Source organism: Lederbergia citrisecunda (genome assembly GCF_018343695.1).
GTDB lineage: Bacteria > Bacillota > Bacilli > Bacillales > Bacillaceae_C > Lederbergia > Lederbergia citrisecunda.
Genome location: NZ_JAGYPJ010000001.1, coordinates 2,579,173 through 2,602,821, shown reverse-complemented (window position 1 = coordinate 2,602,821; position 23,649 = coordinate 2,579,173). Strand labels below are relative to the sequence as shown.

The window sequence follows — 23,649 nt, the reverse complement described above, 5'->3', positions numbered from 1 at the left end:
AAAGGAGGGGCCTCATTGAATTTAGAACTAACAAAAGAAACTAAAATAAATAACAAAAAGACCAATCAAGACAAATCCCATAAAAAGTTAATGTCAGAAAGTAAATTTGCTTTCTTATTATTACTACCTACTATTATCTTGGTCCTCGGTTTGCTCATGTATCCTTTTATATATTCTATATACTTAAGTTTTATTAACTTGAATTTAACTAAGCCTTGGATAGGTCCGCAGTTTGTAGGTTTAAAAAACTTTACTGACATTCTTAAAAATGCTGAATTTTGGTCAAGTATGAAAGTGACAGGTTATTTTACTATTTTTAGTGTAATCGGAAGCTTGTTGTTTGGGCTTATTGCTGCGTTGATTCTTAATCAGCATTTTAAATTTCGTGGGATAGCTCGCTCGATCCTTCTAATACCATGGGCTATTTCGGGAGTCATTAACGGATTAATCTGGCAATGGATTTTACATCCTAATTATGGTGTATTAAATGCGGCTTTAACACAATTAGGTATTACAAAAGACTATATAGCGTGGCTCTCAGATCCATTTTTGGCTGTAAATATGGTTATACTTGCTGATGTATGGAAGTCCTTTCCGTTTGTGGCATTGTTACTTTTAGCAGCTTTACAATCTATTCCAAGTGAGTTATATGAAGCTGCTAGGGTAGACGGTGCAAATGCATTATCTATTTTTCGAAGGATCACTTTACCTCTTTTAACACCTATCGCATTGGTTTTACTTGTTTTAAGAACGATAGACTCTTTTAGAATTTTCGATTTAATTTATGTTCTTACAAAAGGTGGACCGGCAAATGCAACTCAAGTAGTTGGTTATTATCTTTATAAGGAAGGATTTGAATTTGCCAACTTCGGATATAGTGCTGCAGGAAGCTATGTCATTACATTTTTCATTCTTATTCTTGTCTTTATTTATGTAAAAAAACTAGATCAGAATGAAAGTTTTTAAGGAGGGGCATCTATAGAATGAAACGGCGAAAATTATTATATCAAATAATAAAATACTTTTTAGTTGCAGTACTTATCTTTTTTACTATTGCTCCATTTTTATGGGTATTTATAACAAGTATCTCGTCTCTTAAAGACGTAACGAGTATTCCGCTTAAATGGTTTCCATCGGAACCAAATTTTAAAAATTATATAAAAATTTTAAGCGCAGGCGATGGCGGAAATGACATTTTCTCACAGTTTAGAATATCAATGTATAATAGCTTTGTAGTAGCTGCTATAGTAACTTTAGTTTGTCTAGTGTTTGGTTCTTTTGGGGCTTATGCATTTGCAAGGTTAAATTTTCCGTTTCGAGATAAAATAGTTGTTTTATTTTTGTTCACTCAACTTATTCCCGGGATCGCTATCATGTTGCCAACTTATATTATATTTAAAAATTTAAATTTATTAGATACAAAGATTGCTTTGATCCTAATTCATACTACATTTACCTTACCTTTTGTAATTTGGGTAATGAGAGGGTTCTTTAAAAGCATTCCAAAGGACTTGGAAGATGCTGCTTTAATAGATGGGACGAGTAGATTTGGTGCCCTTTTTAAAGTGATTCTTCCTGTATCTACACCTGGATTATTTGCTACAGGAGTTTTTGCATTTTTAGGTTCTTGGAATGAATTTGGAATGGCTCTTATTTTAACTAGCAGTTCACAAGCGAAGACCTTACCGGTTGCAATAACAGAGTTTTTAGGACGTTTTACAGTTGATTTTGGTTTAATGATGAGTGGCGGAGTACTTGCTTTACTTCCACCTGTTTTACTATCGTTAATTTTTCAACGTTTCTTACTTGATGGACTGACTACGGGATCTATAAAAGGGTAGACTGGAATATCTTATTTGTATTTTTACAATATAAAGATTTAGTATTATTTAGCAAGTACACAACATCTTATTTTGTGGTTGGTTGTTGCTCTTCTTTCCTTATAGGAAAGGAGGTGATAGTCATGGAAACATTTCTTGAAATCATTCGCGGAATTGTGAGAGGTATTGTCTGTGAAAGTTCGGTATTCATCTTTCGTAAAACCGTAAATGATAAAAAGAAAACCACCCAGCACTTGCAAGCAATAGGGTGGTTCTCATAGAAAGATTTAATAACGACAACTACCACCCTTACGGTAATAGTTGCATGGGAGAAGTGTGTTAGCACTTCTCTTGTTAGTATATTCATATAATACATAGAATACACCTTATGATAAAGTTTTAATTCTTTCACTAATCGCGTAGGGCATTGAAATATATAATACTAAACCGTGTAGTTACTTCTTTTCTTCATGTAATTTTTCCTATTTCGTCTAAAAATGCTGGTTTTCTTACGTATAATAACCTCAATTCATTTCTTAATTCTTCTTTTTTCTCATTCCCGGCTATTTTTTTGTATTTCTTAAGTTTATTACAAACATTTTGATATTCTTTTCGATTTGACGCAGAACTAGCTGCAGCTTTTATATATTTTGTATAAATATTGATAACATCATCTTTAAATGTTTTTACCAACCTATCAGAGTACTCTTCAATTCTATTTGGATTTAACTTTACAAATTCCAAAATCTCATCCAAATCGTTCTCCTCTTTTATGAGTTGAAGATATATAGATTGAACCCGCCATGATTTTTCTTCTTTTAGTTCTTGTTTCAGAGCATCATAAAATGCTTTTTTATCTCCCCCAACTAATTCTTTTAGCTCAAAATAGTATTCAAAATCACCGCTAAGCAATAATTCTTTTGCCAACTTTTCCTGTTCTGATTTAAGTGCGAGACCTTTATAAGCTGTATATCTTATCTTTTTCCACTTTGAAAGTAGTCCAGGAAGGTCCTTGTCCTTCCTTTCACCATCTAAAGAAAGTTCTATTACTTTTTGATAGTTTCGTTCTTTAAGTTGTTTATTAATAAATGATTCTCTAAACGAGGTGTACATGAGGTTTTCATGTATAAATAGCTCTTCTTCTTCTTTCGTTCCATATTTTTCTGTCATGCCTAATAAAATCTGAAGCAAGCTTTCTTTATCATATTGTGTAAAATGACCGTCCATTAATTCCTCAATTTTCATTTTTAATTTCGTCCTAAGTATAGGAAGATCAGCAAACTCTGTACATATTCCTAACAAGTCAATCCTGAAATTTTCCCATCCGTCAAAAACATGGTTATCAGATTGAAATAAAATTTTATTAAAAGCTTCTTCTCTTATCGAAATATCTAAATGATTACATGCAAATGCGGTTTCTCTTACTTGCTCAATTGTCTCGGTTACTAAAATACCTATTTCTCCGTCAGAATCGTCCGCATATTGAAAGGCTTCAATTGCTTCATTTAATAGTAAAAATGCAATATCTAAAGATAATAGGAGATTATTGGTGTTTTTAGCCTTCTCTAAGACTTCTGCCATTTCATTCGTGAACCAATATGTTTCTCTGTATGTAAGATAGCCTTGTCTGCCTATATGTTTATTTACAATGGATCTGATAAGATTTTTACAATTTTCTACTTCATGTTCATCATTACTTTTGCCGTACTTATACAAAATATTGTTTTTTAGTACCTTATCTTTTTGAGCTATTTCTTCTATTATGATTATTAATTCTTCTGTGGAAAGATGGTTTAATACGTCTATTAATTTAGGTTGTTTTTCAATCTCATGGACTTCCTTGCTATTTATTAGTTCAAGTAATTCGAAATACGCTGCAACCTGATGCTTGCAAATAGGTCCAAAATCAAAAGGGCAATCACAATTTGAATAAATAATTTCTCCATCTTCCTCTAGCTTTATGACAACCTCATAATCATCGCTTCCTTCAACTATAAATACATATTCATCGTTTCCATGAGTATAAGTCTCGATAATATTTCCCTCTAGGTAATAATCGTATCCTCTATCAAGGATTGTTTTATTTATTTGGGCTGTGAAATTGTTTAAATTCATGTTTTCTTCCTCACATTCTTTTTACATGAAATTTTGATTTTGTCTCAATGAATATGTCCAGTTGTTAGAGTTATATATGAAGAAGACTGTAAATCAACAAGGCATATCCACACCTATCATTCTACACATAATCTTTACAAAGTCTTCACATTAAATTAATCATAATAGTCTTTAATTGGTAATAGGAATAAAGTCCTTTTACATAGAACTATACGGCAGTTAATTATGTGAAGAAACGAGTGAACATCATGAATAAATTACTAGTAATAGTGAAAAATTGGAAGTTTAGTTTGCAGACACTATTAGTATTTCCGATTATTTTAGTCATTTCTTTGTCTTCTATCAGCATTGCGTATGTAAGCTATGAAAAAAACAAGCAATTAACTATCTATGCAATGGAACAGCAGCTCCGTTCTTCTGCAGAGGTTTTAACTGAAAAAATAACAATGTTGAAATCAACTGTTTCAAAGAAAGAATTTGATCGGAAGCTGGCGTATGCTCTACAACAAAATGCTAACTCGTATAAACTCAGCAATGGAAAACCGATGCAATTCCAGATTACAAAAGAAGGGAGGCTCGTTCCATTTAGTGGATTTAAAAGTGAAATCCCTACGATACATAAAGCAGAAATTGACAACATGTATAAACAAAAACAGGGGGTATTTCATGTTGATGGGTTAACCATTTCTGTAGCGTATCAATTTGAAATGGATGATTCATTATATGTAATCGCAGTGAATGATAGCGATTATTTACAGCCAGTTCATGAATATCGAAACATTACAATTGGGATGACGCTCATTTCTATTTTGATTGCAAGTATATTAGTATTTTTCATCATCCGTAAAATGGTATCCTCTATTTCTACCTTAAAACGGTCAATGGAGAATGTAGCGAAAGGAGATTTTCAGGGGAAAATTCAACAGCATTCCAATTCCAAAGAAATTGAAACACTCTTTTTTGGTTTTAACCATATGATTGAAAGCCTGAATACGTTAGTCGGTCACTTAGAAAAAAGTACACTCTCCGTAACTTCAACTTCCGGGAACTTGCGAGCGGCTTCCCATGATGCCAAGCATGTAACTGAACAAATTGCAGCAGCAGTAGGAGAAGTTGCTGTTGGTATGGATAATCAAGTTCAATCAGCTATACAAGGGACGGAGATTATGTCTGAAATATCTGCTGGCATTCATCGTGTTGAGCAATCTATTCGTACTGTTGAGGTTTCGGCTCGTGGAGCAGATGAGAAAGCGAATAATGGAAATCAATTGGTTCATAGAACAGTAGAACACATGACTTATTGCCAAGAGGCAGTCAATGCTGCGGCAGAAAAAATCTATTCATTAGGGCAAAAGTCAGCCCAAGTTGATCAAATCGTAAACTTAATTAGTGATATTGCTAATCAAACGAATCTTTTATCTCTTAATGCCACCATTGAAGCATCTCGCGCGGGAGAACATGGAAAAGGTTTTCTAGTTGTCGCAAATGAAGTAAGAAAGCTCGCGGAAAAAACAGCTGAATCTGCTATCCAAATTCGCCACATTATTGAAACGATTTTAGTAGAGACCGAAGAAGCTGTTCAATCAATGACAAGGGGAGCAGAAGTATTAACTGACGGCATGGACATGGTTGGAAAGACAGAAATAGCCTTTGATGACATTGCGGTTGCCATTGAAAAAGTATTACTGGAAGCAAAAGAAGTTGTAAGTGTAGCTAATGATGTAAGTGATAGAGCGAAAGATATGGTAGGGAGTATGGAACAAATTACTGCCATTTCTCAGCAAATAGCAGCAAGCACGGAATTGGTTGCTTCTTCCACGGAAGAACAGATTGCTTCTATTGACGAAGTAGCAAAGGAAGCTAGTTCATTAGATGATCTGGCTAAAAATCTGGGGAATGTGATTGAACGATTTCGTATGTAGGCACCTTCTTGAGGAGGTGCTTGTTTTATTCCTGTTGAGAAAAGGGATACACCGCTTTATCTATCATAATTATGTTAAAGTGTGATTAGTATGGAACATCTTAAAATCAATGATCAAATCGTGATTCAGAAAATGGATAGTCATTACTATTTAGTTAAAAACAGATAGGGGAGCGAGCAAGTGAGGATGTGCTTCTTTAGTGGTTATGTGCACTGGCCTTTATTTGGAAAATTGTACTTTCAAAATAGTTCGCCCCTTTGTGAGTAATAAAAAAACGACTAAAAGCCATTTGATGTGGCTTTTTAATCGTTCAAAATAAGGCTATTTAAAGATGATCGATATAATTTCTTGCATCGTCATTCCGCTTTCTACTTCATATGTACCAGGACGTAAATTCTTCGACAACCCTTTTTTTTCAACTTCTTTAAAAAACTTCATCTTGCTATCAATGATGTGTGCTCGCTCAAGAGCTTCACCAACATCAATACTTGTCATGCCTGAGGTTACGGATATCATCGTACGGTATATAATCTTTTCTTTTACTTTTTCTGTTACTTCTTTATCTTTTTCTTTTGCGCTATCTTTAACTGCTTTAGAGGCAGCTTCCTGCTCACGCCACTCATCTTCTGAATAGATGATATAGCCTTCAGAACTTAGCATGTTTTTCATCTCATCTAACGATGGTTTTTCTACTGCTTGTGCGCTTTCTGCTTCATTAGGACCGAAATAGTATACCGCGCCACACATACTTGCCGCGACAATTAGTCCAATGGCAAAGCTGCGCATTGATTTAGATGTCATTGGCAACTTTGCTCCTTTCATCCTTTGCTTTTATGTAGGGGGCAAGCAAACGGTCTATCTCATTCTTAGGCAACTGTTTTTTCGCTGCAATGCTATCAAATGAATAGCCTCGCTTATGTAAGTCGAGCACGTCGCGCAACAAGAGGCGCTGCTTTGAAGATCCCGGTAATACACCAGCTTCTTGTGCAGTGATTTCGGCATCTATCTCAAGATTTCTAACTTTCTGTTCTAGCTGATGTACATCATCCATTAAAGAATATGAAAGCTGATCTATTTGTTTTTCCAAATTTGATGATGATTTCATTGATTTAATAAACGACAAAATGAGCAGCAACACAGCTGCACCAAACAAAATGGCTAATACCCATTCCATTGTTATGTATCCTCCTTACCTAAAAATTTTACTTTCTTATTATACATAAATTTTACTAGAATTCGCATTAAAACATGAAAATGTCACAATAGTCATCTATTTGTGACAAAAAAGTGATAAGAATAATGGTTGGTAACGGAGACATATGTCATATAGTTTTAAAATCGTTAAACTAATTTACAATTATATCCATATATCATATAATTAATGTAACGTACATAATTTCAGGTAGGTAGTATTGCCTGTTTTAAAAGCGGTTTCAAAAATATTTACATATAGACTCGCAGATTAATAAAAAGGGGAGGATATTTCAATGAGAAAGGTTTTAAATGTAATCGCTTTACTTTTATTGATCATGGTTCCACTTCTTACCGCATGCGGTGGAAAGTCAACAGATTCAGGCGCTGATTCAGGTTCTGGTTCGGACTCAGGGGGATCTGATTCGGGTAGTAAAAAGCACAAAATTGGTATTTTAGCACCAGCTGTTACTCATGGTTGGGTGGCTGCGGTTGCATATCATGCCGAAGCTCGTGCTAAAGAGCTTACAAATGACATTGAGTATCAAATCCAAACGAGTACTAATGCTGAAGAAATGACTTCACAATTAGATGACTTGATGACCTGGGGAGCAGAAGCGATTGTTGCATTTCCACAGTGGGAAGGGATGGAAGTTCCTATCCAGAAGGCACTAGATGAAGGTATTAAAGTTGTAAACTTTGATATTGTCATAGATGCTGATGGGGTGTATCGTGTGTCTGGGGACAACGAAGACATGGGGATCCAAGGTGCGAAATACATTGTAGATAAAATTGGAAAAGATGGCCATGTAGTCATGCTTGAAGTACCGACTTCAGGTTCTGTATCCGAGTTAAGGAAAAAAGGTTTCGTTGATACGATGAAAGAAATTGCACCAGATATGAAAATCACGACGTATGCTACAAAGTTTACACGTGAAGATGGTTTGAAGGATTTTGCTGATATTTTAACAAGTAATAATAAGATTGACGCCGTTTACTCCATGGACGATGAAACTTCTATCGGTGTCTTACAGGCGATTGATGAAGCTGGAAGAACGGATATTAAGGTCGTAACTGGCGGCGGTGGAATGCAGGAATATTTTAAAATGATGCCTGAAAATGAAAATATCTGGATTGAGTCCGCATTATACAGCCCAGCAATGGTAAAGGATGCTGTAGACGTTGCGCTTAAACTTTTAAATGGTGAAAGTGCTGAAGAAGTTAAGGTTATTCCAACAACGATCGTGGACCGCGATAATTATAAGGATTTCCTTGACGAAAATTCACCATATTAAGTCATAAAAAAATCAGGATAAGAAAGAGAGATTATGGCTTAGCTATGGTCTCTCTTTTTATAAAAGGTTGGAAGTGATTGTATGATCATTGAAATGAAAAACATCAGAAAGTCATTTGGAAGTAATGATGTACTCAAAGATGTATCGTTTACACTAAGAGGCGGTGAAGTTTGCGCGTTACTCGGTGAAAATGGTGCAGGAAAATCAACGCTGATGAATATATTAGGCGGAGTTCTGCCTGCGGATTCAGGACAGGTTATGGGAGATGGGAAGCTAGTAGAATTCAGTACGCCTGCTGAGTCGCAGGAAGCAGGAATCGCCTTTATTCATCAGGAACTGAATTTGATTAATGATTTACCAATCTATGAAAATATGTTTTTAGGAAGAGAGTTAAAAACGAAGAGAGGGAGTCTTGACCTCGAAAGGATGTATGCTGAAACGGAAAAAATGTTTCAGCAAATGAACGTGAATCTCGATCCGAATACGATGGTTCGCGACCTGGATGCTTCCTATAAACAAATCGTAGAAATATGCCGGGCGATGATGACAAAAGCGTCGATTATTATTATGGATGAGCCTACGACTTCGCTTACGGAACAAGAAATTGAACGGGTTTTTACGATGATGAGAACGTTGAAAAATCACAATGTCGGGATTATTTTTATATCCCATAAGCTAAACGAAGTGATGGAGATTTGTAATCGATATCTTGTCCTTCGTGATGGAAACCTTGTCGCAGAAGGGGACGTTCATGATGTAACGACAAATGATCTCGCGCGTTTCATGGTGGGATTTGATGTAAGGACGGAGCCGTTGTTGAGGGAGAAAAAAATAGGTAAGGAGATTTTACGGGTAGAAGGGTTAACGTCGGATCATACCTTCAGAGATATACATTTTTCAATAAACGCTGGTGAAATTGTTGGAGTAACGGGACTTCTCGGTGATGGCCGCAGTGAGCTTTTTCAAGCGATTTTCGGAGCTGACAAAGTGTCATCTGGAATAATATTTTTAAATGGAAAAGAAGTGTCATTAAAAAGTACGACACAGGCTATCAATGAAGGAATTGCTTACTTACCTCGTAACAGGAAAGAAAATGCGATTATAAAAGATATGAATATACTAGAGAATGCATCAATTGTCACGTGGTCTAAATTTTCTAAACGTGGTGTTATCAATGCGAAAAAGCATGTGGAGACGTTCGCAGAGCAAAGAAAAGCATTGAGGCTAAAGATGGGCAAGCTTACGGATAGTATTGCGAGTTTGTCCGGTGGAAACCAGCAAAAAGTTGTTTTAGCGAAATGGTTAGCATCGCATCCGAAAATACTTATTTTAGACAACCCAACCCAAGGCGTGGATGTAGGCGCAAAAGAAGATATTTATGATATTATTTTGCAGCTTGCAGATGAAAACATTGCAATTGTCGTCCTTTCCAGTGAAGCGTCAGAAATCATCCGTGTATGCGATCGAGCGCTCGTTATGTACCACGGAGTTATCCAAGGGGAAGTGGCAGGAGAGGAAATGAATGAGCAAAATATTATGAGTCTTGCTACAGGTGGACAATTGACTTATGCATAAGAGAGGAAAGCCAATGATGGAAAATGCCAATGTGATTAATAATAGAAATTTTTTTATATGGTTTAAACATAAATGGACGAGCGAACCACTATTTAGCACAGCCATTGCACTTATTATCATGATTATTTTGCAGACATTGGTTTTAGGATTTGATTATAATTCATTCGGTGAATGGTTTCAGTCCTGGATCAATAACTGGATCAATATTTTAAGAAATAATGCGGGAGTCGGAATCATTGCTTTAGGGATGACCTTAGTCATTATGACTGGAGGCATTGATTTAGCAGTGGGTTCTACGTTGGTTGCGACAGGGGCTTTTGCCATGATCCTTCTCGACACGGGGACAAAAGGGATTTTAGGAATGTTGGGAATGACAGGATTTCCAGCATTTGTTGTGACGATTGTGTTGGTCGTTCTTTTTGGATATTTGTTAGGTTCGTTAATCGGAATTACAATTACAAAGGGAAATGTGCCTCCATTTATTGCGACATTAGGTGCGATGATGATTTTTAGAAGTGTGACGCAGCACTTCATGCAAGGATATAATCCGAAGGTACCGATGGAATTTTTACAGCTTGCTAGTTTTAAAATCGGAAACTATATGATTATGCCGATTATTTATTGGGCAATCATTGCGTATATTCTTTACTATGTATCCAAGCGAACCACCTTTGGACGGCACATTATTGCGGTAGGATCAAACGAGAGAGCCGCAAAACTTTCCGGTGTGAACGTAAATAAAGTTAAGTTGCGCGTCTACGCCTTAATGGGAGTCCTCGTTTCGATAGCGGCTATCATTCAAGTTTCCCGAATCGGTTCCATGGACTTTTCCAACGCCGGAAGAGGAATGGAAATGGATGCTATCGCCGCAGCTGTTGTCGGAGGAACTAGTATGATGGGGGGAAGAGGATTTATCCTCGGAACGGTTTACGGAATGCTGATCATCGCTGTTATGAACAATCTATTAAATCTATTTGGAGTCCCGCCATTTTTGCGGGAGGCGTTTAAAGGATTGATTGTGATTGGAGCGGTGCTATTGCAGAGGAAGGAAAAGACTTCTTGATGGAGTGGGTGCTAAGATACCCACTCAAACTAGTTTTTACTATGAGCTTGCCGCAGTAATTTATGGCGAACCGGTTCAGTTAAATCAAAAACAGGATACTAATTAATGCTGTTGCGAACAATTATCACAATCCATAAAAAAAGAAGGCTGCTACTTAATAAAGTATCGCAACCTTCTTTTCGTTTTGAATCATATAATTAAATACTTTTAAGGTTTCAAAATTCTTCTAACTCTCTTATTTCTACAGTCGTTTTCTCCCCTAATTTCCGATTATCAAATGTTTGAACAATTGCTGTTGTTTCATCCTTGTTCAAACTATCAATCCATATCGGAACGTCATGATATTTCACGTCGATTTCTGCAGATGATGATAAAATTTGTTTTACTCTATTTGCGTCCATGTCATTCACTCCATGATTATATTTTCATTTAGCTTTTGTACACCTATAATTTTTATGCATTTTAATCATAGAAGGAATCACATTATTTTTGTCATAAGATATATATGTTCGGATTTAAAATAAAGGGAATGTCTTGTATGAGAGCCCATTTCAAGATCTAGATTAACTAGTCCTACACATTTGGGGTGTTACGGCTACTATTAGAATACGTCACATAATATCGACAGGATTGTGGTTGTGGGTGTGAAGATTGCAATTTATTACTCAAAAGTGAGCAATCATATCATGTCATATATATGTCTTGTATAACTGGACCTCTTACTCATATTCCATCTGTTCTATAGTAAATTATGCTTTCTCTTCGATACTATTTTTAGTTGATTAATAATTTTTCGTTCGACTTCTTTATCGGTATCTAAAAGAACACCATACATAAATTCCCCTGTATGCGTTTTTTTCCACCGAAAATGACCAGACACTAGAAAGTTCATTTCTTCCAAAGTGAATTTTATACTCACTCTTATCATATCCCGATTCTGAGGAATATTTAGTTTAGTCGATAACATTAGCCCATGAGGACTAATATTATGAATCTCTGCATTGCCGTAGTGGGTTACTTTATTAGGCTCATTTTCCAGTGCAATATTAAAATGACAATGAAGGGGTGGGGAAAAAATGTAGCGGAATGCTTCATTACGTCTGCTTAGCATGAAAGTTACCTCCAAAATATGGGCTGCTACTTCTTGATTCCGACCATTCATTTTGGCTTTAAATAATGCGGAATCAGCCTGGTCCAACAATTGAAGTATCTATCCAATATTAATATTTTTCCAATGTTTACATCTATTGGTATTTAATTATACTTAAGGGGGGTTTTTAAATCAATATTCTTAATATTTGAGCAAGTGTTTCGTAGGTGAAAAAAGGGAATTACTCATAGTCAATTGTAAAAAATAAATCCGACCCTATTATTTCTTTCTTTTTCTAATTCTATTAGTGTATGGTCCCAAAAATAGATGTCCATCGTTTTCATAATGATTTTTAAATGATCGATTTCAAATAGGATAAATTAAAAGGGCTCTTTGACTTTGCGAAAATATCATGCGTAGAAAAAGAGTAAACGGTGGAAAATTAGTAAGAAAATCGTACACTTCTACGAGGATAGGAGGTTTTGTATTTTTTGCAAGAGTCACATTTAAATAGTGATATAATAGAAACAACAGTTTTGGAAACGGATTCATTAAGAAAGGGGAGTGTTATGTTGAAAAAGGTTTAGCATAAAGGAACTACCTTAATAAAACACCTTTTTTCTACGACATAGTATTTTTTATCTGATTCTATTTTTATTATTTATTATCCTATAAGTTCCAACCTCATTAAATAAAAAAGCTGTCGACTGTGCTAATAGGATGCTGATACAAACCATAAATAACATCAATATGCAAATAAAAAATAATATATGACTTTATAAAAATACTATTTTAGGAGTGTGCGATTATGAATTTTCCAGTAATGAATCAAGAAACGATCATTAGAAAGCTAACACCACCATCTCCATCTTTAAAAGTACGTATGGTGCTTGATACGGATACGTTTAATGAAGTTGATGATCAATTTGCCATTGTATATGCACTTCAGTCACCGGAAAGGTTGAATGTGGAAGCGATTTATGCAGCGCCATTTTATAATGATAAATCCGAAGGTCCGGAAGATGGAATGGAGAAAAGCTATGATGAAATACTAAGGATTCTAAAAAGGTTAAATATCTCCTCAGAAAGCTTTGTCTATAAGGGTTCAAGAGGATTTTTAGAAAACTACAGCAATCCGTATCATAGTGAAGCGGCCTTAGATTTAGTAGAAAGGGCTATGAAATCTTCGGAGGATGATCCATTATATGTAATTGCCATAGGAGCTCTCACAAACATTGCATCAGCCATTTTAATTGAGCCCAAAATCATTGAGAGAATTGTTGTGGTATGGCTAGGTGGTCATGCTTTGAATTGGGAGGATACTAAGGAATTCAATTTACAACAAGATGTTAAATCTGCGCAATTAGTTCTTGATTGCGGGGTTCCCCTTGTGCTGATTCCTGTTATGGGGGTAACGTCGCACTTACATACAACCCTTTCAGAAATAAAGAATTTTGTTGCTGGTAAAGGAGAAATAGGGGATTTCCTAGCTAAAAGATTTGAAGAATATCATGATGATCATTACGCTTATTCTAAAGTTATTTGGGATATTTCCGCCATTGCTTATCTTATTAACAACGAGTCTATTCCTACGCAACTTGTACATAGTCCTATTTTAACGGATCAAGTCACTTGGAGTTTTAATTCTTCTAGGCATTTTATAAGATATGCTCATTATGTTCATCGGGACGTTATTTTTAAGGATATGTTTCTAAAGTTGGCTAGGGGAGCGGAAAAAATAGTGAATTGATATTTATCGCGGATTTTTTCAAAAACCATACCTTCATTTCCGAAAATAAAGAAAGTATTGCGTAATAATATGTAAGAAAGAAAGTAAAATAAATATGATGATTTTTTAAGTAGCCACTCACCCTAAATGCTTATCAAGTAAGGTGAGTGGTGATTTTTTGGTGGAGGAGGTATATGGAAAAGCCGGCTAAATTTAAAAGGGATAACCACTTTTTAAAAAAAGAAGTCATCCCTTATAAATAATTGGTCAAAAATCTACTTAATCCAAAGGTAAATTGTGCTTTTTCTTTGAATATCTTTTTAGTTGATTAATAATATTTTTCTCAACTTCGTTGTCATTGTCCAACAGGACGCCATACGAATATATTCCCATAAACTCTTTTTTCCATCGAAAATGCCCTGATACTAGAAATTCCATTTCTTCCAAAGTAAATTTAATATTTACCTTTATCATGTCCCATTTCTTCGGAATGTTTAGGTTAGTAGAGAACATTAATCCATGAGGACTAATATTGCGGATTTCTGCATTTCCGTAGTGGCTTACTTTTTCAAGCTCATTTTCTAATTTAATATTAAAATTACATTGAAGAGGTGGTGAAAATTCGTAGCGGAATGTTTCATGCCGATTGCTTAACATGATTTTCCTCCAAGTTTTATTTTTTTGTTTAGAATTAGCCATTATTAATGAAAAACAACGAGCTGATTCCGTCCATTAGCTTTAGCCTTGTATAAAACTGTATCAGCACTATCTATTAATTTCAATATCTTACCACTTAATATTCTGCCAACCGTAAGCAATAGTAATGGGAACTTCTTTGACTTTGATTCTGTACTAGGCATGCTGAAAAGAATAATGGCATTCACAATTGAATTCATCATTAATACTTGTAATCTTACTATTTTGGAATCATCATTTACCATAAACGTGGTGATTTCTAGACTAGTATATCCAATAATAGTAATGATAGCTGTATGCCACTTTGGATAATTAATGATTAATATAGGAATCCAGGAATAATAAATAACGGCTTCGGCAATAAAATAGAGCAAGTACATTGGGTAATTATACTATGATGAATTAGTAGTGAATAATGAAGTTAACATTCACAACGATTTACCATAAATTGGATATGGAGTTAATGTATCATCAATAAAAACAATTATTGTATAATAATTTTTGTTAACCAGTTTTAGGAATAATTTTAATAATTGTTGATCGTCAAAGTCACTAAAGAAGTGACTCTTTTTATTTGCCAATTGGGGGAGTAAGGATGGAAAGATTTAGAGTATTGTGGTTTATTTTTGTACTAGTAGGTGCTTTTTTAACAGCTCATTTACACGTTGCTAAAGCGGTGACTGAGGTTCCTGAAGGCTATATAGGAATATATACTGCCGATGATCTTGATAGAGTTCGAGAAAACTTATCGGCGAAATACATATTAATGAATGACATCGATTTGATTGAAAAATATAGTACAGGCTGGATGCCGATTGGATCAGAAGAGACGGCTTTTACTGGAGTTTTTGATGGTAATGGTAAAAAGATAAGTGGACTTACAATTAAACAAAAAGCCACTTCCATTAAAAATGTAAGTGTTGGTTTATTTAGTCATATTCAAAATGGTGAAATCCGGAATTTATCATTATCTTCGGTTCATATCACGCTAGAAATGGTGAATAACAGTGATGAAAATAATACCTTGGAATCGAATGTTTTTGCTGGAAGTTTAGCGGGAGATATTCAAAACTCAACGGTCATCAATACGTCCGTTAACGCGAGCATTTCTATCACTGCGAATAATAATTTTGTTTTTTATTCGATTAACTCCAATATTAGTGTTGGTGGCATAGTAGGGAAAAGTTTTAATACAAGTTTTACTGATTGTAAGAGTTCTGGAGAAATAAAAACAAATTCTATTAATAGAAGTGGTAATAAAGCTGTTACCTCTAGAGATGCTGCAGGAGGAATAGTTGGCGATGCTACTTTAACCACTTTTAATAATTGTGAAAATACAGCTACTGTAGGGGGCGATTCATTTTCTAGTGAAAAAGACGCGACCCGTTATCGAGGCTCAGCAGGAGGAATTCTTGGAAACGGACAGCAATCTTCCATTGTTAACAGTCGTAATCTCGGACTAGTAAACGGGAGTTCTACAAGTTCGGATATTAGCATGGGTATAGGCGGTATTATTGGCCGAGGGTCTGATATGACAATTATCCACAGCGTTAACGAAGGAACAATAAAAGCTAAGGAAAATTTTCAATATAACTACACAAGTTACTCCCTCGGTTTAAATACTGGTGGAATTATTGGGGAACTGCAAAAAGGAAATGTGGAGAATAGCGTAAATAAAGGGGGAATAAATGGGGGAAATACTGGAGGAATAGCTGGTCTCGTCAATAGTGGGGAGTTTCTTAATTGTCAAAATGAAGGTCAGGTCATGGGGGAAAATGCTTCTGCAGGTATTGTAGCTTCTCTTAATGGATCAACCATTTCACAAAGTCGGAACAATGGAGAAATAAGTGGCGGTATGGCAGGAGGACTTGCAGGAGACGCCTATGCATCAACCGTTACAGAGTCTAGTAATGAGGGAACGATTAGTGGTGATTGGATAGGGGGAATAGTAGGTACCATATATGGTACTGTCAAATATCCAGCATCGGTTTCTAAAAGTTTTAATACTAGCAATCTCCAGGGTAATAAGGTTGGGGGTGTCGTTGGGCATTTATCATATGCTAGTATTACGGATAGTTATAATATGGGTCATATCGTTGCCTCCTTTATGGGAGGAGGAATTGTAGGTTCTTCCGAAGGGAAAACAATCATAACAAGAACCTATAATATAGGTGGCATTTCTCCTGATGGTACTTTTTCTCCATCATATTCTGGTGCTATTCTAGGTGGAAGTTCAGATGAATGGTCAGCCGAAAACCGGTTAATCAAAGCTTCATACTATTTAGATAGCGCCGTTAACTTTGATCATAATGATCAAGGAAAGCAAGGAATTAATAAAGAAACGTTCAACGAAATGAAAAATATACTTACATATGCAGGGTTTGATTTTGAATCTGTGTGGAAGTTGGATAAGAATTCCGATTACCCATTCCCTCAATTAATTGATAATAATGCTCCTACTATAGAAAAAAACATCGGTACTCTTATTAAAAGTGGGCCAGTAAAAACTACTTATGTTAAAGGAGAAGATTTGGATCTTACAGGAATGGTTGTTTCTGTAAGAACGAGTTTTGGGAATGAGCTTGATGTTACTGTTACGGAAGATATGGTAAGAGGATATGATCGTGAGCAATCAGGAAAGCAATTAGTAACGGTAACTTATGATGGTTTTATTACTACATTTGATGTTTACGTTAAGGATAAATTTAAAGTTGTATTTAAAGATACAGGCGGGTATGAATTGAAAACAGAATATGTTCCTGAAGGGGAAGCAGCCACAGCTCCTGAAGTGCCTGCAATTCCAGGTATGACTTTTATCGGTTGGGATAAACAATTCGATCAAGTAACATCTGATTTATATATTACAGCCCTGTATGAAGTGAATGACCAGGTGGTTACATTTTTAGATTATGACGGTAATGTGTTAGAGACTAAAATAGTTAAGTACGCGTCTACAGTAGATGCACCGACCGCACCAGCTGTTCCAGGATATACGTTTTTTGGCTGGGAACAGAGTTTGTCTGGTATTTACAGCGATCTAACCGTTAAACCAATATATAAACGGAATCAGTATAAAGTTTATTTTATTGATGATCGTGGTAGTGTTATTAATCTGGAGGATGTATATGAAGGTGAAGCAGCCACAGCACCCGAACCTCCTATTAAAGAAGGTTATATGTTTACTGGTTGGGATAATGATTTTAGTCATATTACGTCTGATATGATTGTAACCGCACAGTTTAAACAAAATGAATACAAGGTCATTTTTATGGATGGAACAAAGGTTTTATTCGAGCAAAACTACAAACATAAGAGTAAAGTTCTAGCACCTGAAGATCCTGTAAAGCCTGATTATACCTTTATTGGATGGTATTTAGATCCTAAATTTGAAAAACTGTATGAATTTACTCAAGGAATTACAGAAGATTTAATCGTTTATGCAAAATTCATGAAAAATACTGGTACACCTCAAAACGTTACAGTTGTATCTGAGGGATATGATAAATTAAAAATTAAATGGAACAAAGCAGATGAAGCTAATGGATACGAAATCTATCGTGCAACTTCGTCAAATGGAACATATAGTCTAATAGGAACGATAACGAGTGGAAATACGATAACCTATACAAATAGCAATTTGACAACAGGTAATACTTATTTTTATAAAGTAAGAGCTTATCAAGTTCTTGACGGTAAAAAAGTGTACAGTCCTTTTTCAGCAATCGCGAGCGGAAAACCAATTTTATCAAAAGTCGGATCCGTAAATGCCGTATCTGCTGGTTTTGACAAAATAAAAACAAGTTGGGCTAAAGTAGCGGGTGCCAGTGGGTTTGAAGTGTACCGTTCTAATTTAAAGAGCGGTACGTGTAGTCTAGTCGCCACTTTAACGAGCGGATCTTCATTAACTTATACAAATGGTGGTTTGCAAACAGGGACGACGTATTATTATAAAGTAAGGGAGTATAGGGTCGTTAATGGGAAAAAGGTTTACAGTTCGTATTCGGACATTATCAGTGGGAAACCAATTTTATCGAAAGTCACATCTGTACAAGCTGTATCGGCGGGTTACGATAAAATTAAAACGAGTTGGGCTAAAGTAACGGGTGCCAGCGGCTATGAAGTGTATAGATCTAATTCAAAGAACGGGACGTATGGCCGAGTCGCCACTTTGACGAATGGATCTTCCATAACTTATACAAATGGCAGTTTACAAACAGGTACAACTTATTACTATAAAGTAAGGTCATATCGAACAGTTAACGATAAAAAAATATATGGAGCATTTTCTAGTATTGTCAGTACTAAACCATTGTTGTCGAAGCCTTTAAAAGTATCAGCAAAAAAGATGACCAGCACATCAGTAAAAATAAGTTGGTCTAAAGTAAGTGGTGCTACTGGTTACGAGGTGTACCGCTCCACATCCAAAAATGGTAAAGCTAGTAAACTTGGTACTCTGAAGACAATAAGTTTTATAAACAAGAGCTTATCTAAAAACAAAGCCTATTACTATAAAGTAAGAGCTTATCGAACAGTAAACGGAAAAAAAGTATATAGTAGCGATTCAATTGTTATAGCGTATAAAAATTAATAGTAAATGCCTAGGTTTTGAATAGGAGCCTAGGTATTTTTTAAAGGAGAATATGCAGGGACTTAGTTGTATAAAGCTTCAAGCGTAACTGCAGTACTTCTTTAATTTTTGTTTTTATAGTTCGTTCCTCTCTTGCTTGATTCAAAAAAATAAGTCAATGGACCTATTCATTATTAGGTAAATTCATACGATGATATTATTGAAAGTACCCATAAATCGTACGAATCGGCAAAGTTACTGAAAAGTGATGACGCAAAACTATAGGGGCTAATGTCACTTTGATTACGCCAGCCAGCTACCGAACACGAACTCCGACGATTTATGATTATTCGGAGGCATTATATGAAGAGATTATATTATCGCATTAGATATTATTGGCATTTTATTAGACTTAAAGAATTAACTATACTAATACCTGATTGCTTGGATGTTTGCTATAAAGAGAGGCTAGAAATGAAAAAAAGGTATCATGAACAAGCGATCATACATCTAGAACAATTTTTCGTTATTCCTTATAAATGTCATTAAAGATAAAATAACACAGACGAGGGCACTTTAGCCCTCGTCTTTACTTTAAAAAATGGTTATTTTGTCTTAATATGTTTGTTTACTTTCCCATGATTATTCAAAGTTTCTATATATAGGCTATTGTAATAGGCAACTGTGAATGAGTATAATATAGATTGTTGTAACTTTTGAATCTATTTAACGTCTATTTATAGAAAGAAAATATGGGAGAGGGAAAAAAACATGGGTCGACATAAAACGAAAAAGAAAAGAAAAGGATTAAAAATTTTCCTTATTACTTTATTTGTACTAGTAGCTGGGATTGTTGCGTATGGTTACTCGATATATCATAATCTTTCTAAAGCGGCAAATGCTGTTCATAGTCCAATTGACCGTACTCCGGAAGTAAAAAGGGAATCGGATTTGGAACTTGGTAAGAGAGAACCGTTTTCAGTATTGATGCTTGGAGTGGATGAGCGTTCTGGTGATAAAGGCCGTTCGGATACGATGATTGTTATTACTGTAAATCCTAAGACGAAGTCGATGGAAATGCTAAGTATTCCACGCGATACTCGAGTAGAAATTGTCGGAAATGGTACTGTGGAAAAAATTAACCATGCGTATGCTCGTGGCGGCGTAGAAATGTCGATGAATACGGTCGAAAAGTTCCTCGATATTCCAATTGATTATTATGTAAAGATGAATATGGAAGGTTTTAAAGAAATAGTAGATGCAGTCGGCGGTGTAACGGTTAATAATGATCTTGACTTTACACAAGACAAACATCATTTTCCAGTGGGTGAATTGAACCTAAATGGTAAGGAAGCATTGAGCTATTCCCGCATGCGTAAACAAGATGCTCGTGGCGATTTCGGACGTCAAATGCGTCAACGTCAAGTCATTCAAGGAGTCATCAACAAAGGTGCTAATATTTCTGCCCTTTGGAAATATGACGATGTTCTAAAAGCGTTAAGCAAAAATGTTGAAACAAATATATCTTTTGACGAAATGAAATCCATTCAAAAAAATTATGCGGATGCCCGTCATAATCTTGAGCAAATCCAAATTGAAGGTAGCGGCGCAACCATTGATGGACTATGGTACTATGTTGTACCAGATGAGGAAAGAGTGAATGTACAGAATAAGTTGAAAGAGCATTTGGAGTTGAAATAAAAAAGAAAGCGTCGAGACTTGAGGTCTTGGCGCTTTTTCATATGCTTTAAGAGAACTCATGCTCGTATGTGTTTTGTTTATAGAATATCAACTACGAGACTCTTGGGAAATTTTCAACCGTCTTTTTTAGCTTTTAAAAAAAGTGAATTGATCGGTTCTTCTCCAAAATACATACAGTAGAATAATTGCTATCAGGAAATCCGAAAAGACGGAGTCCAAAATTTATTATGCACAGTGTTAAAACTTCGGGGCGTTACCAATCACGCCCCGAACGGATTATAAAATCTACTTCCATCATAAAAGGTAATAATAAGCGAAACAACGAACGCGATTCCAACTAAAATAAGTGCGAAGTAATCAATCCGTTTAAACGGACGAGCACTGTACCAGGAACGCTTTTTATTTTTTCCAAAACCGCGCAGTTCCATGGCGTTGCTGATAACTTCGATTCGATCTAAGCTCGATAATATTAAAGGGATGATGATGGATGCTATGTTTTTGATTCTCTTTCCTAGTTTTTCTTTGCTCGACATGTCGATTCCGCGAGCCTGTTGAGTGATGGCAATGTTGCGGAAGTCGCGCTGGATGTCGGGAATATAGCGTAAGGCTAGTGCAACCGCATATGAAATACGATAGCTGACACCGATTTTGTTTAGAGATGCTGCGAATTCGCTCGGATGTGTGGTTACGATAAACAAAATCGCTGCTGGAATGATTGTAAAATATTTTATCGTAATATTAAACTGATAAAATAGCTGCTCCCACGTTACGTTATACCGTCCAACTATTTCGAACAATACATGGCTAGAACCGTAAATTTTAACACCTTCTTGTGGTGAAAAAATATAAATGGCTATATTATTCAGTAGTAAAAATGCCAAAATAAAGATCAACACAAAGGAGATTTCACGAATTTTTACTTGTGAGGCGATAAAAATAGCGATACTCGCCACAAATAAAAATAGCAACACTCGTGTATCGTACGTAAGCATAGCGGCAGTCGACCACAAAATAAAGCAAATGAGTTTTGTTGCACCAGTCAGACGATGAATAGGCGAAGGACGATCAATATATGCGAGCATTTCTACTGCCATGTTGTTCTAACCTCCTTGTCGAAGGCGATAAATCGTCCGACGAATTCTCTCGGTTCTTCGATTCCAGCTTTAACGGCAAGGTCGAATAATGACGTTTCTTTCAAATTCGCTTTTTCGATTACGTCGCGATCAGTAAGAATATTCGCTGATGTATCATCTGCAATTTTTTCTCCACCAGCAATAACGATTGCTCGCGGTGTGTACTCGAGCATTAAGTGCATGTCATGAGTAATCATTAAAATCGTAACGCCTTGTTCATTTAATTCTGTTAAAAATTCCATGATTTCAGTATAGTGCTTGAAATCCTGTCCCGCGGTTGGTTCATCTAAAATAATCAACTCAGGCTCCAATACTAGTATAGAAGCGATAGTAACACGTTTTTTCTGTCCGAAGCTAAGGGCTGAAATCGGCCAATTTCGAAATGGATAGAGACCACATATCCGTAATGTTTTTTCTACTCGTTCTTTTATTTCATCTTCAGGTAAACCTCGTAAGACCAAACCCAAAGCGACTTCTTCAAAGATCATATGCTTTGAAATCATTTGGTTTGGATTTTGCATGACGAGTCCAATTCGCTCAGCGCGTTCTTTGATCGTATCATTCGTAATATCTTCACCTTTAAAAAGAATCCGACCGGAATTGGGTTTTACAAATCCACAAATAATACTGGCCAATGTTGACTTTCCAGCACCGTTTTTACCAGCAATACTGACCATTTCTCCTTTTTCAATAGAAAAAGATACGTTGTGAATGATTTCACGACTAGGTGAATAACTAAAATGAATGTTTTTCAATTCTAAAATTGGTTCTGTTTTCTTTTTTCGTTCAGGAGGATTGGTCGCTTCAAACCAAGTGAGCAGCTTGTCCTTATTAACAGTAAATGTATTAATATGGGAGGGCTTTGACTCGGCAGTAACATCTGAACCAGCGTATTTTGCTGCTCTTACATAAAGCGGTTCACGAATATTGCACTCTTCCAGAATGGAAGAAGCGAGCAATTCATCAGGAGTAACATCCGCAACAATCGTGCCTTTATCCACGACCACTATACGGTCGATATGGCATTCGAGTACATCTTCAAGGCGATGCTCAATGATGACGACGGTTTTATTCGTTTCCTTCTGAATGCGGTCAATAAGTTGAATCGCATGTTTTCCAGTTGCTGGATCAAGATTGGCGAGCGGTTCGTCAAAAAGTAAAATGTCTACATCGTCTACCATAACTCCCGCTAACGATACTCGTTGCTTTTGCCCCCCTGACAATTGATGAAGTGAAGATTGTAAATAACCATCCATATCAACCATTTTGGAAACGTCATTTACTATCGAAAACATTTCGTCTTGCTCCCGAACATCATTTTCAAGTGCAAATGCAATATCTTCGCCAACGGTTAGCCCGATGAATTGCCCATCAGGATCTTGCAAAACAGTTCCAACCATTTTAGAAAGTGAAAAAATATCGAGGTCTTTTGTTTCTTGTCCCATAATCTTCAAACTTCCGGTAATTTCTCCTTTGTAGGAAAATGGAATTAAGCCGTTGAGGCAGTGACCGACTGTACTTTTACCTGAGCCCGAAGGCCCAACAATCAGCACTTTTTCTCCTTCATAAAGGGTTAAATTAATATCGTGAAGAGTCGGGTCAACTTGGGTGCGATATTTAAAATTAAAATGTTCAAATTGAATAACGGGCTTTTTCATTTCGATCTCCTCAGTTATATTCTCGAAAATCCTTTAAAATTCATGTGGTTTTTCTCAAAATGAACTTAAAACGAGGAAATCGAATTTTACGATT

Annotated in this window: 20 protein-coding genes and 1 riboswitch; of the genes, 11 read left to right on the top strand and 9 right to left on the bottom strand. The window is 35.8% G+C overall.

Going from position 1 to position 23,649, the window contains the following annotated elements; all coding sequences use genetic code 11:
- Positions 1-15: 15 nt before the first annotated feature.
- From KHA93_RS12980 to KHA93_RS12970, 3 genes are all read left to right on the top strand, one after another.
- Positions 16-966: a carbohydrate ABC transporter permease gene (locus KHA93_RS12980; protein ID WP_213111116.1), complete on the top strand. Its 951-nt coding sequence runs from the start codon at positions 16-18 to the stop codon at positions 964-966.
- Positions 967-983: 17 nt separating this feature from the next.
- Positions 984-1,841, top strand: coding sequence for a carbohydrate ABC transporter permease (locus KHA93_RS12975; protein WP_213111115.1), 858 nt, complete (start codon positions 984-986; stop codon positions 1,839-1,841).
- 122 nt (positions 1,842-1,963) lie between these two features.
- Positions 1,964-2,101 (top strand): hypothetical protein, encoded by a 138-nt coding sequence (locus KHA93_RS12970; protein WP_213111114.1) that lies wholly within the window; start codon positions 1,964-1,966, stop codon positions 2,099-2,101.
- 187 nt (positions 2,102-2,288) lie between these two features.
- On the opposite strand, the gene KHA93_RS12965 is transcribed toward KHA93_RS12970, so the two are convergent.
- Positions 2,289-3,935, bottom strand: a complete 1,647-nt coding sequence (locus tag KHA93_RS12965; protein WP_213111113.1) for an SWIM zinc finger family protein — start codon at positions 3,933-3,935, stop codon at positions 2,289-2,291.
- A 248-nt stretch (positions 3,936-4,183) separates the two neighbouring features.
- Between KHA93_RS12965 and KHA93_RS12960 the strand changes: the two genes are divergently transcribed.
- Complete coding sequence (locus KHA93_RS12960) at positions 4,184-5,857, top strand: methyl-accepting chemotaxis protein (protein ID WP_213111112.1); 1,674 nt, start codon at positions 4,184-4,186, stop codon at positions 5,855-5,857.
- 321 nt (positions 5,858-6,178) lie between these two features.
- Here the strand turns inward: KHA93_RS12960 and KHA93_RS12955 are convergent, their stop codons facing one another.
- On the bottom strand, positions 6,179-6,658 hold the full coding sequence (locus tag KHA93_RS12955) for an endolytic transglycosylase MltG (RefSeq protein WP_213111111.1): 480 nt from the start codon (positions 6,656-6,658) through the stop codon (positions 6,179-6,181).
- On the bottom strand, positions 6,648-7,031 hold the full coding sequence (locus KHA93_RS12950) for a hypothetical protein (RefSeq protein ID WP_213111110.1): 384 nt from the start codon (positions 7,029-7,031) through the stop codon (positions 6,648-6,650). Before KHA93_RS12950 ends, KHA93_RS12955 begins: the two co-directional genes overlap by 11 nt.
- Positions 7,032-7,344: 313 nt before the next feature.
- Here KHA93_RS12950 and KHA93_RS12945 point away from each other — a divergent pair, with 313 nt between their 5' ends.
- The 3 genes from KHA93_RS12945 to KHA93_RS12935 all read left to right on the top strand — a co-directional run bounded on the left by KHA93_RS12945 (position 7,345) and on the right by KHA93_RS12935 (position 10,981).
- Positions 7,345-8,343 carry an ABC transporter substrate-binding protein gene (locus tag KHA93_RS12945; protein WP_213111109.1) on the top strand — a complete coding sequence of 333 codons (999 nt, stop codon included), beginning with the start codon at positions 7,345-7,347 and terminating at the stop codon, positions 8,341-8,343.
- Positions 8,344-8,424: 81 nt separating this feature from the next.
- Positions 8,425-9,918, top strand: coding sequence for a sugar ABC transporter ATP-binding protein (locus KHA93_RS12940; RefSeq protein ID WP_213111108.1), 1,494 nt, complete (start codon positions 8,425-8,427; stop codon positions 9,916-9,918).
- Positions 9,911-10,981 (top strand): ABC transporter permease, encoded by a 1,071-nt coding sequence (locus KHA93_RS12935; RefSeq protein ID WP_233711149.1) that lies wholly within the window; start codon positions 9,911-9,913, stop codon positions 10,979-10,981. The genes KHA93_RS12940 and KHA93_RS12935 overlap by 8 nt, the downstream gene beginning before the upstream one ends.
- A gap of 215 nt (positions 10,982-11,196) precedes the next feature.
- On the opposite strand, the gene KHA93_RS12930 is transcribed toward KHA93_RS12935, so the two are convergent.
- A complete protein-coding gene (locus tag KHA93_RS12930) occupies positions 11,197-11,382 on the bottom strand; it encodes an H-type small acid-soluble spore protein (RefSeq protein ID WP_213111107.1) in 186 nt (61 codons plus the stop codon).
- Positions 11,383-11,720: 338 nt separating this feature from the next.
- Positions 11,721-12,182 carry a PilZ domain-containing protein gene (locus KHA93_RS12925; protein ID WP_213111106.1) on the bottom strand — a complete coding sequence of 154 codons (462 nt, stop codon included), beginning with the start codon at positions 12,180-12,182 and terminating at the stop codon, positions 11,721-11,723.
- Between the two features lie 697 nt (positions 12,183-12,879).
- Here KHA93_RS12925 and KHA93_RS12920 point away from each other — a divergent pair.
- Entirely contained in the window at positions 12,880-13,821 is a 942-nt protein-coding gene (locus KHA93_RS12920) for a nucleoside hydrolase (protein WP_213111105.1), read from the top strand.
- A gap of 258 nt (positions 13,822-14,079) precedes the next feature.
- On the opposite strand, the gene KHA93_RS12915 is transcribed toward KHA93_RS12920, so the two are convergent.
- Both KHA93_RS12915 and KHA93_RS12910 read right to left on the bottom strand, forming a co-directional pair.
- A complete protein-coding gene (locus KHA93_RS12915; protein ID WP_213111104.1) occupies positions 14,080-14,457 on the bottom strand; it encodes a PilZ domain-containing protein in 378 nt (125 codons plus the stop codon).
- A gap of 44 nt (positions 14,458-14,501) precedes the next feature.
- On the bottom strand, positions 14,502-14,876 hold the full coding sequence (locus KHA93_RS12910) for a GGDEF domain-containing protein (protein ID WP_213111103.1): 375 nt from the start codon (positions 14,874-14,876) through the stop codon (positions 14,502-14,504).
- A gap of 215 nt (positions 14,877-15,091) precedes the next feature.
- On the opposite strand from KHA93_RS12910, the gene KHA93_RS12905 reads away from it, so the two are divergent.
- From KHA93_RS12905 to tagU, 3 genes are all read left to right on the top strand, one after another.
- Complete coding sequence (locus KHA93_RS12905; protein ID WP_213111102.1) at positions 15,092-19,084, top strand: InlB B-repeat-containing protein; 3,993 nt, start codon at positions 15,092-15,094, stop codon at positions 19,082-19,084.
- Between the two features lie 217 nt (positions 19,085-19,301).
- Positions 19,302-19,387: riboswitch (cyclic di-GMP riboswitch) on the top strand.
- 39 nt (positions 19,388-19,426) lie between these two features.
- A complete protein-coding gene (locus KHA93_RS12900) occupies positions 19,427-19,612 on the top strand; it encodes a hypothetical protein (RefSeq protein ID WP_213111101.1) in 186 nt (61 codons plus the stop codon).
- Positions 19,613-19,834: 222 nt separating this feature from the next.
- Positions 19,835-20,764: a polyisoprenyl-teichoic acid--peptidoglycan teichoic acid transferase TagU gene (gene tagU, locus KHA93_RS12895; protein ID WP_213111100.1), complete on the top strand. Its 930-nt coding sequence runs from the start codon at positions 19,835-19,837 to the stop codon at positions 20,762-20,764.
- Between the two features lie 260 nt (positions 20,765-21,024).
- Here tagU and KHA93_RS12890 read toward each other — a convergent pair whose 3' ends face one another.
- Positions 21,025-21,858 (bottom strand): energy-coupling factor transporter transmembrane component T family protein, encoded by an 834-nt coding sequence (locus KHA93_RS12890; RefSeq protein ID WP_213111099.1) that lies wholly within the window; start codon positions 21,856-21,858, stop codon positions 21,025-21,027.
- The gene (locus KHA93_RS12885) at positions 21,849-23,555 is read right to left on the bottom strand and encodes an ABC transporter ATP-binding protein (protein ID WP_213111098.1); all 1,707 of its coding nucleotides are present in this window, start codon (positions 23,553-23,555) and stop codon (positions 21,849-21,851) included. Before KHA93_RS12885 ends, KHA93_RS12890 begins: the two co-directional genes overlap by 10 nt.
- Positions 23,556-23,649 lie beyond the last annotated feature (94 nt).

Excerpts from the sequence above, each read along its gene's own strand:
- KHA93_RS12975 (WP_213111115.1), top strand. The coding sequence starts at position 984 with ATGAAACGGCGAAAATTATTATATCAAATAATAAAATACTTTTTAGTT.
- KHA93_RS12970 (WP_213111114.1), top strand. The coding sequence starts at position 1,964 with ATGGAAACATTTCTTGAAATCATTCGCGGAATTGTGAGAGGTATTGTC.
- KHA93_RS12965 (WP_213111113.1), bottom strand. The coding sequence starts at position 3,935 with ATGAATTTAAACAATTTCACAGCCCAAATAAATAAAACAATCCTTGAT.
- KHA93_RS12960 (WP_213111112.1), top strand. The coding sequence starts at position 4,184 with ATGAATAAATTACTAGTAATAGTGAAAAATTGGAAGTTTAGTTTGCAG.
- KHA93_RS12955 (WP_213111111.1), bottom strand. The coding sequence starts at position 6,658 with ATGACATCTAAATCAATGCGCAGCTTTGCCATTGGACTAATTGTCGCG.
- KHA93_RS12950 (WP_213111110.1), bottom strand. The coding sequence starts at position 7,031 with ATGGAATGGGTATTAGCCATTTTGTTTGGTGCAGCTGTGTTGCTGCTC.
- KHA93_RS12945 (WP_213111109.1), top strand. The coding sequence starts at position 7,345 with ATGAGAAAGGTTTTAAATGTAATCGCTTTACTTTTATTGATCATGGTT.
- KHA93_RS12940 (WP_213111108.1), top strand. The coding sequence starts at position 8,425 with ATGATCATTGAAATGAAAAACATCAGAAAGTCATTTGGAAGTAATGAT.
- KHA93_RS12935 (WP_233711149.1), top strand. The coding sequence starts at position 9,911 with ATGCATAAGAGAGGAAAGCCAATGATGGAAAATGCCAATGTGATTAAT.
- KHA93_RS12930 (WP_213111107.1), bottom strand. The coding sequence starts at position 11,382 with ATGGACGCAAATAGAGTAAAACAAATTTTATCATCATCTGCAGAAATC.
- KHA93_RS12920 (WP_213111105.1), top strand. The coding sequence starts at position 12,880 with ATGAATTTTCCAGTAATGAATCAAGAAACGATCATTAGAAAGCTAACA.
- KHA93_RS12915 (WP_213111104.1), bottom strand. The coding sequence starts at position 14,457 with ATGTTAAGCAATCGGCATGAAACATTCCGCTACGAATTTTCACCACCT.
- KHA93_RS12910 (WP_213111103.1), bottom strand. The coding sequence starts at position 14,876 with ATGTACTTGCTCTATTTTATTGCCGAAGCCGTTATTTATTATTCCTGG.
- KHA93_RS12905 (WP_213111102.1), top strand. The coding sequence starts at position 15,092 with ATGGAAAGATTTAGAGTATTGTGGTTTATTTTTGTACTAGTAGGTGCT.
- KHA93_RS12900 (WP_213111101.1), top strand. The coding sequence starts at position 19,427 with ATGAAGAGATTATATTATCGCATTAGATATTATTGGCATTTTATTAGA.
- tagU (WP_213111100.1), top strand. The coding sequence starts at position 19,835 with ATGGGTCGACATAAAACGAAAAAGAAAAGAAAAGGATTAAAAATTTTC.
- KHA93_RS12890 (WP_213111099.1), bottom strand. The coding sequence starts at position 21,858 with ATGGCAGTAGAAATGCTCGCATATATTGATCGTCCTTCGCCTATTCAT.
- KHA93_RS12885 (WP_213111098.1), bottom strand. The coding sequence starts at position 23,555 with ATGAAAAAGCCCGTTATTCAATTTGAACATTTTAATTTTAAATATCGC.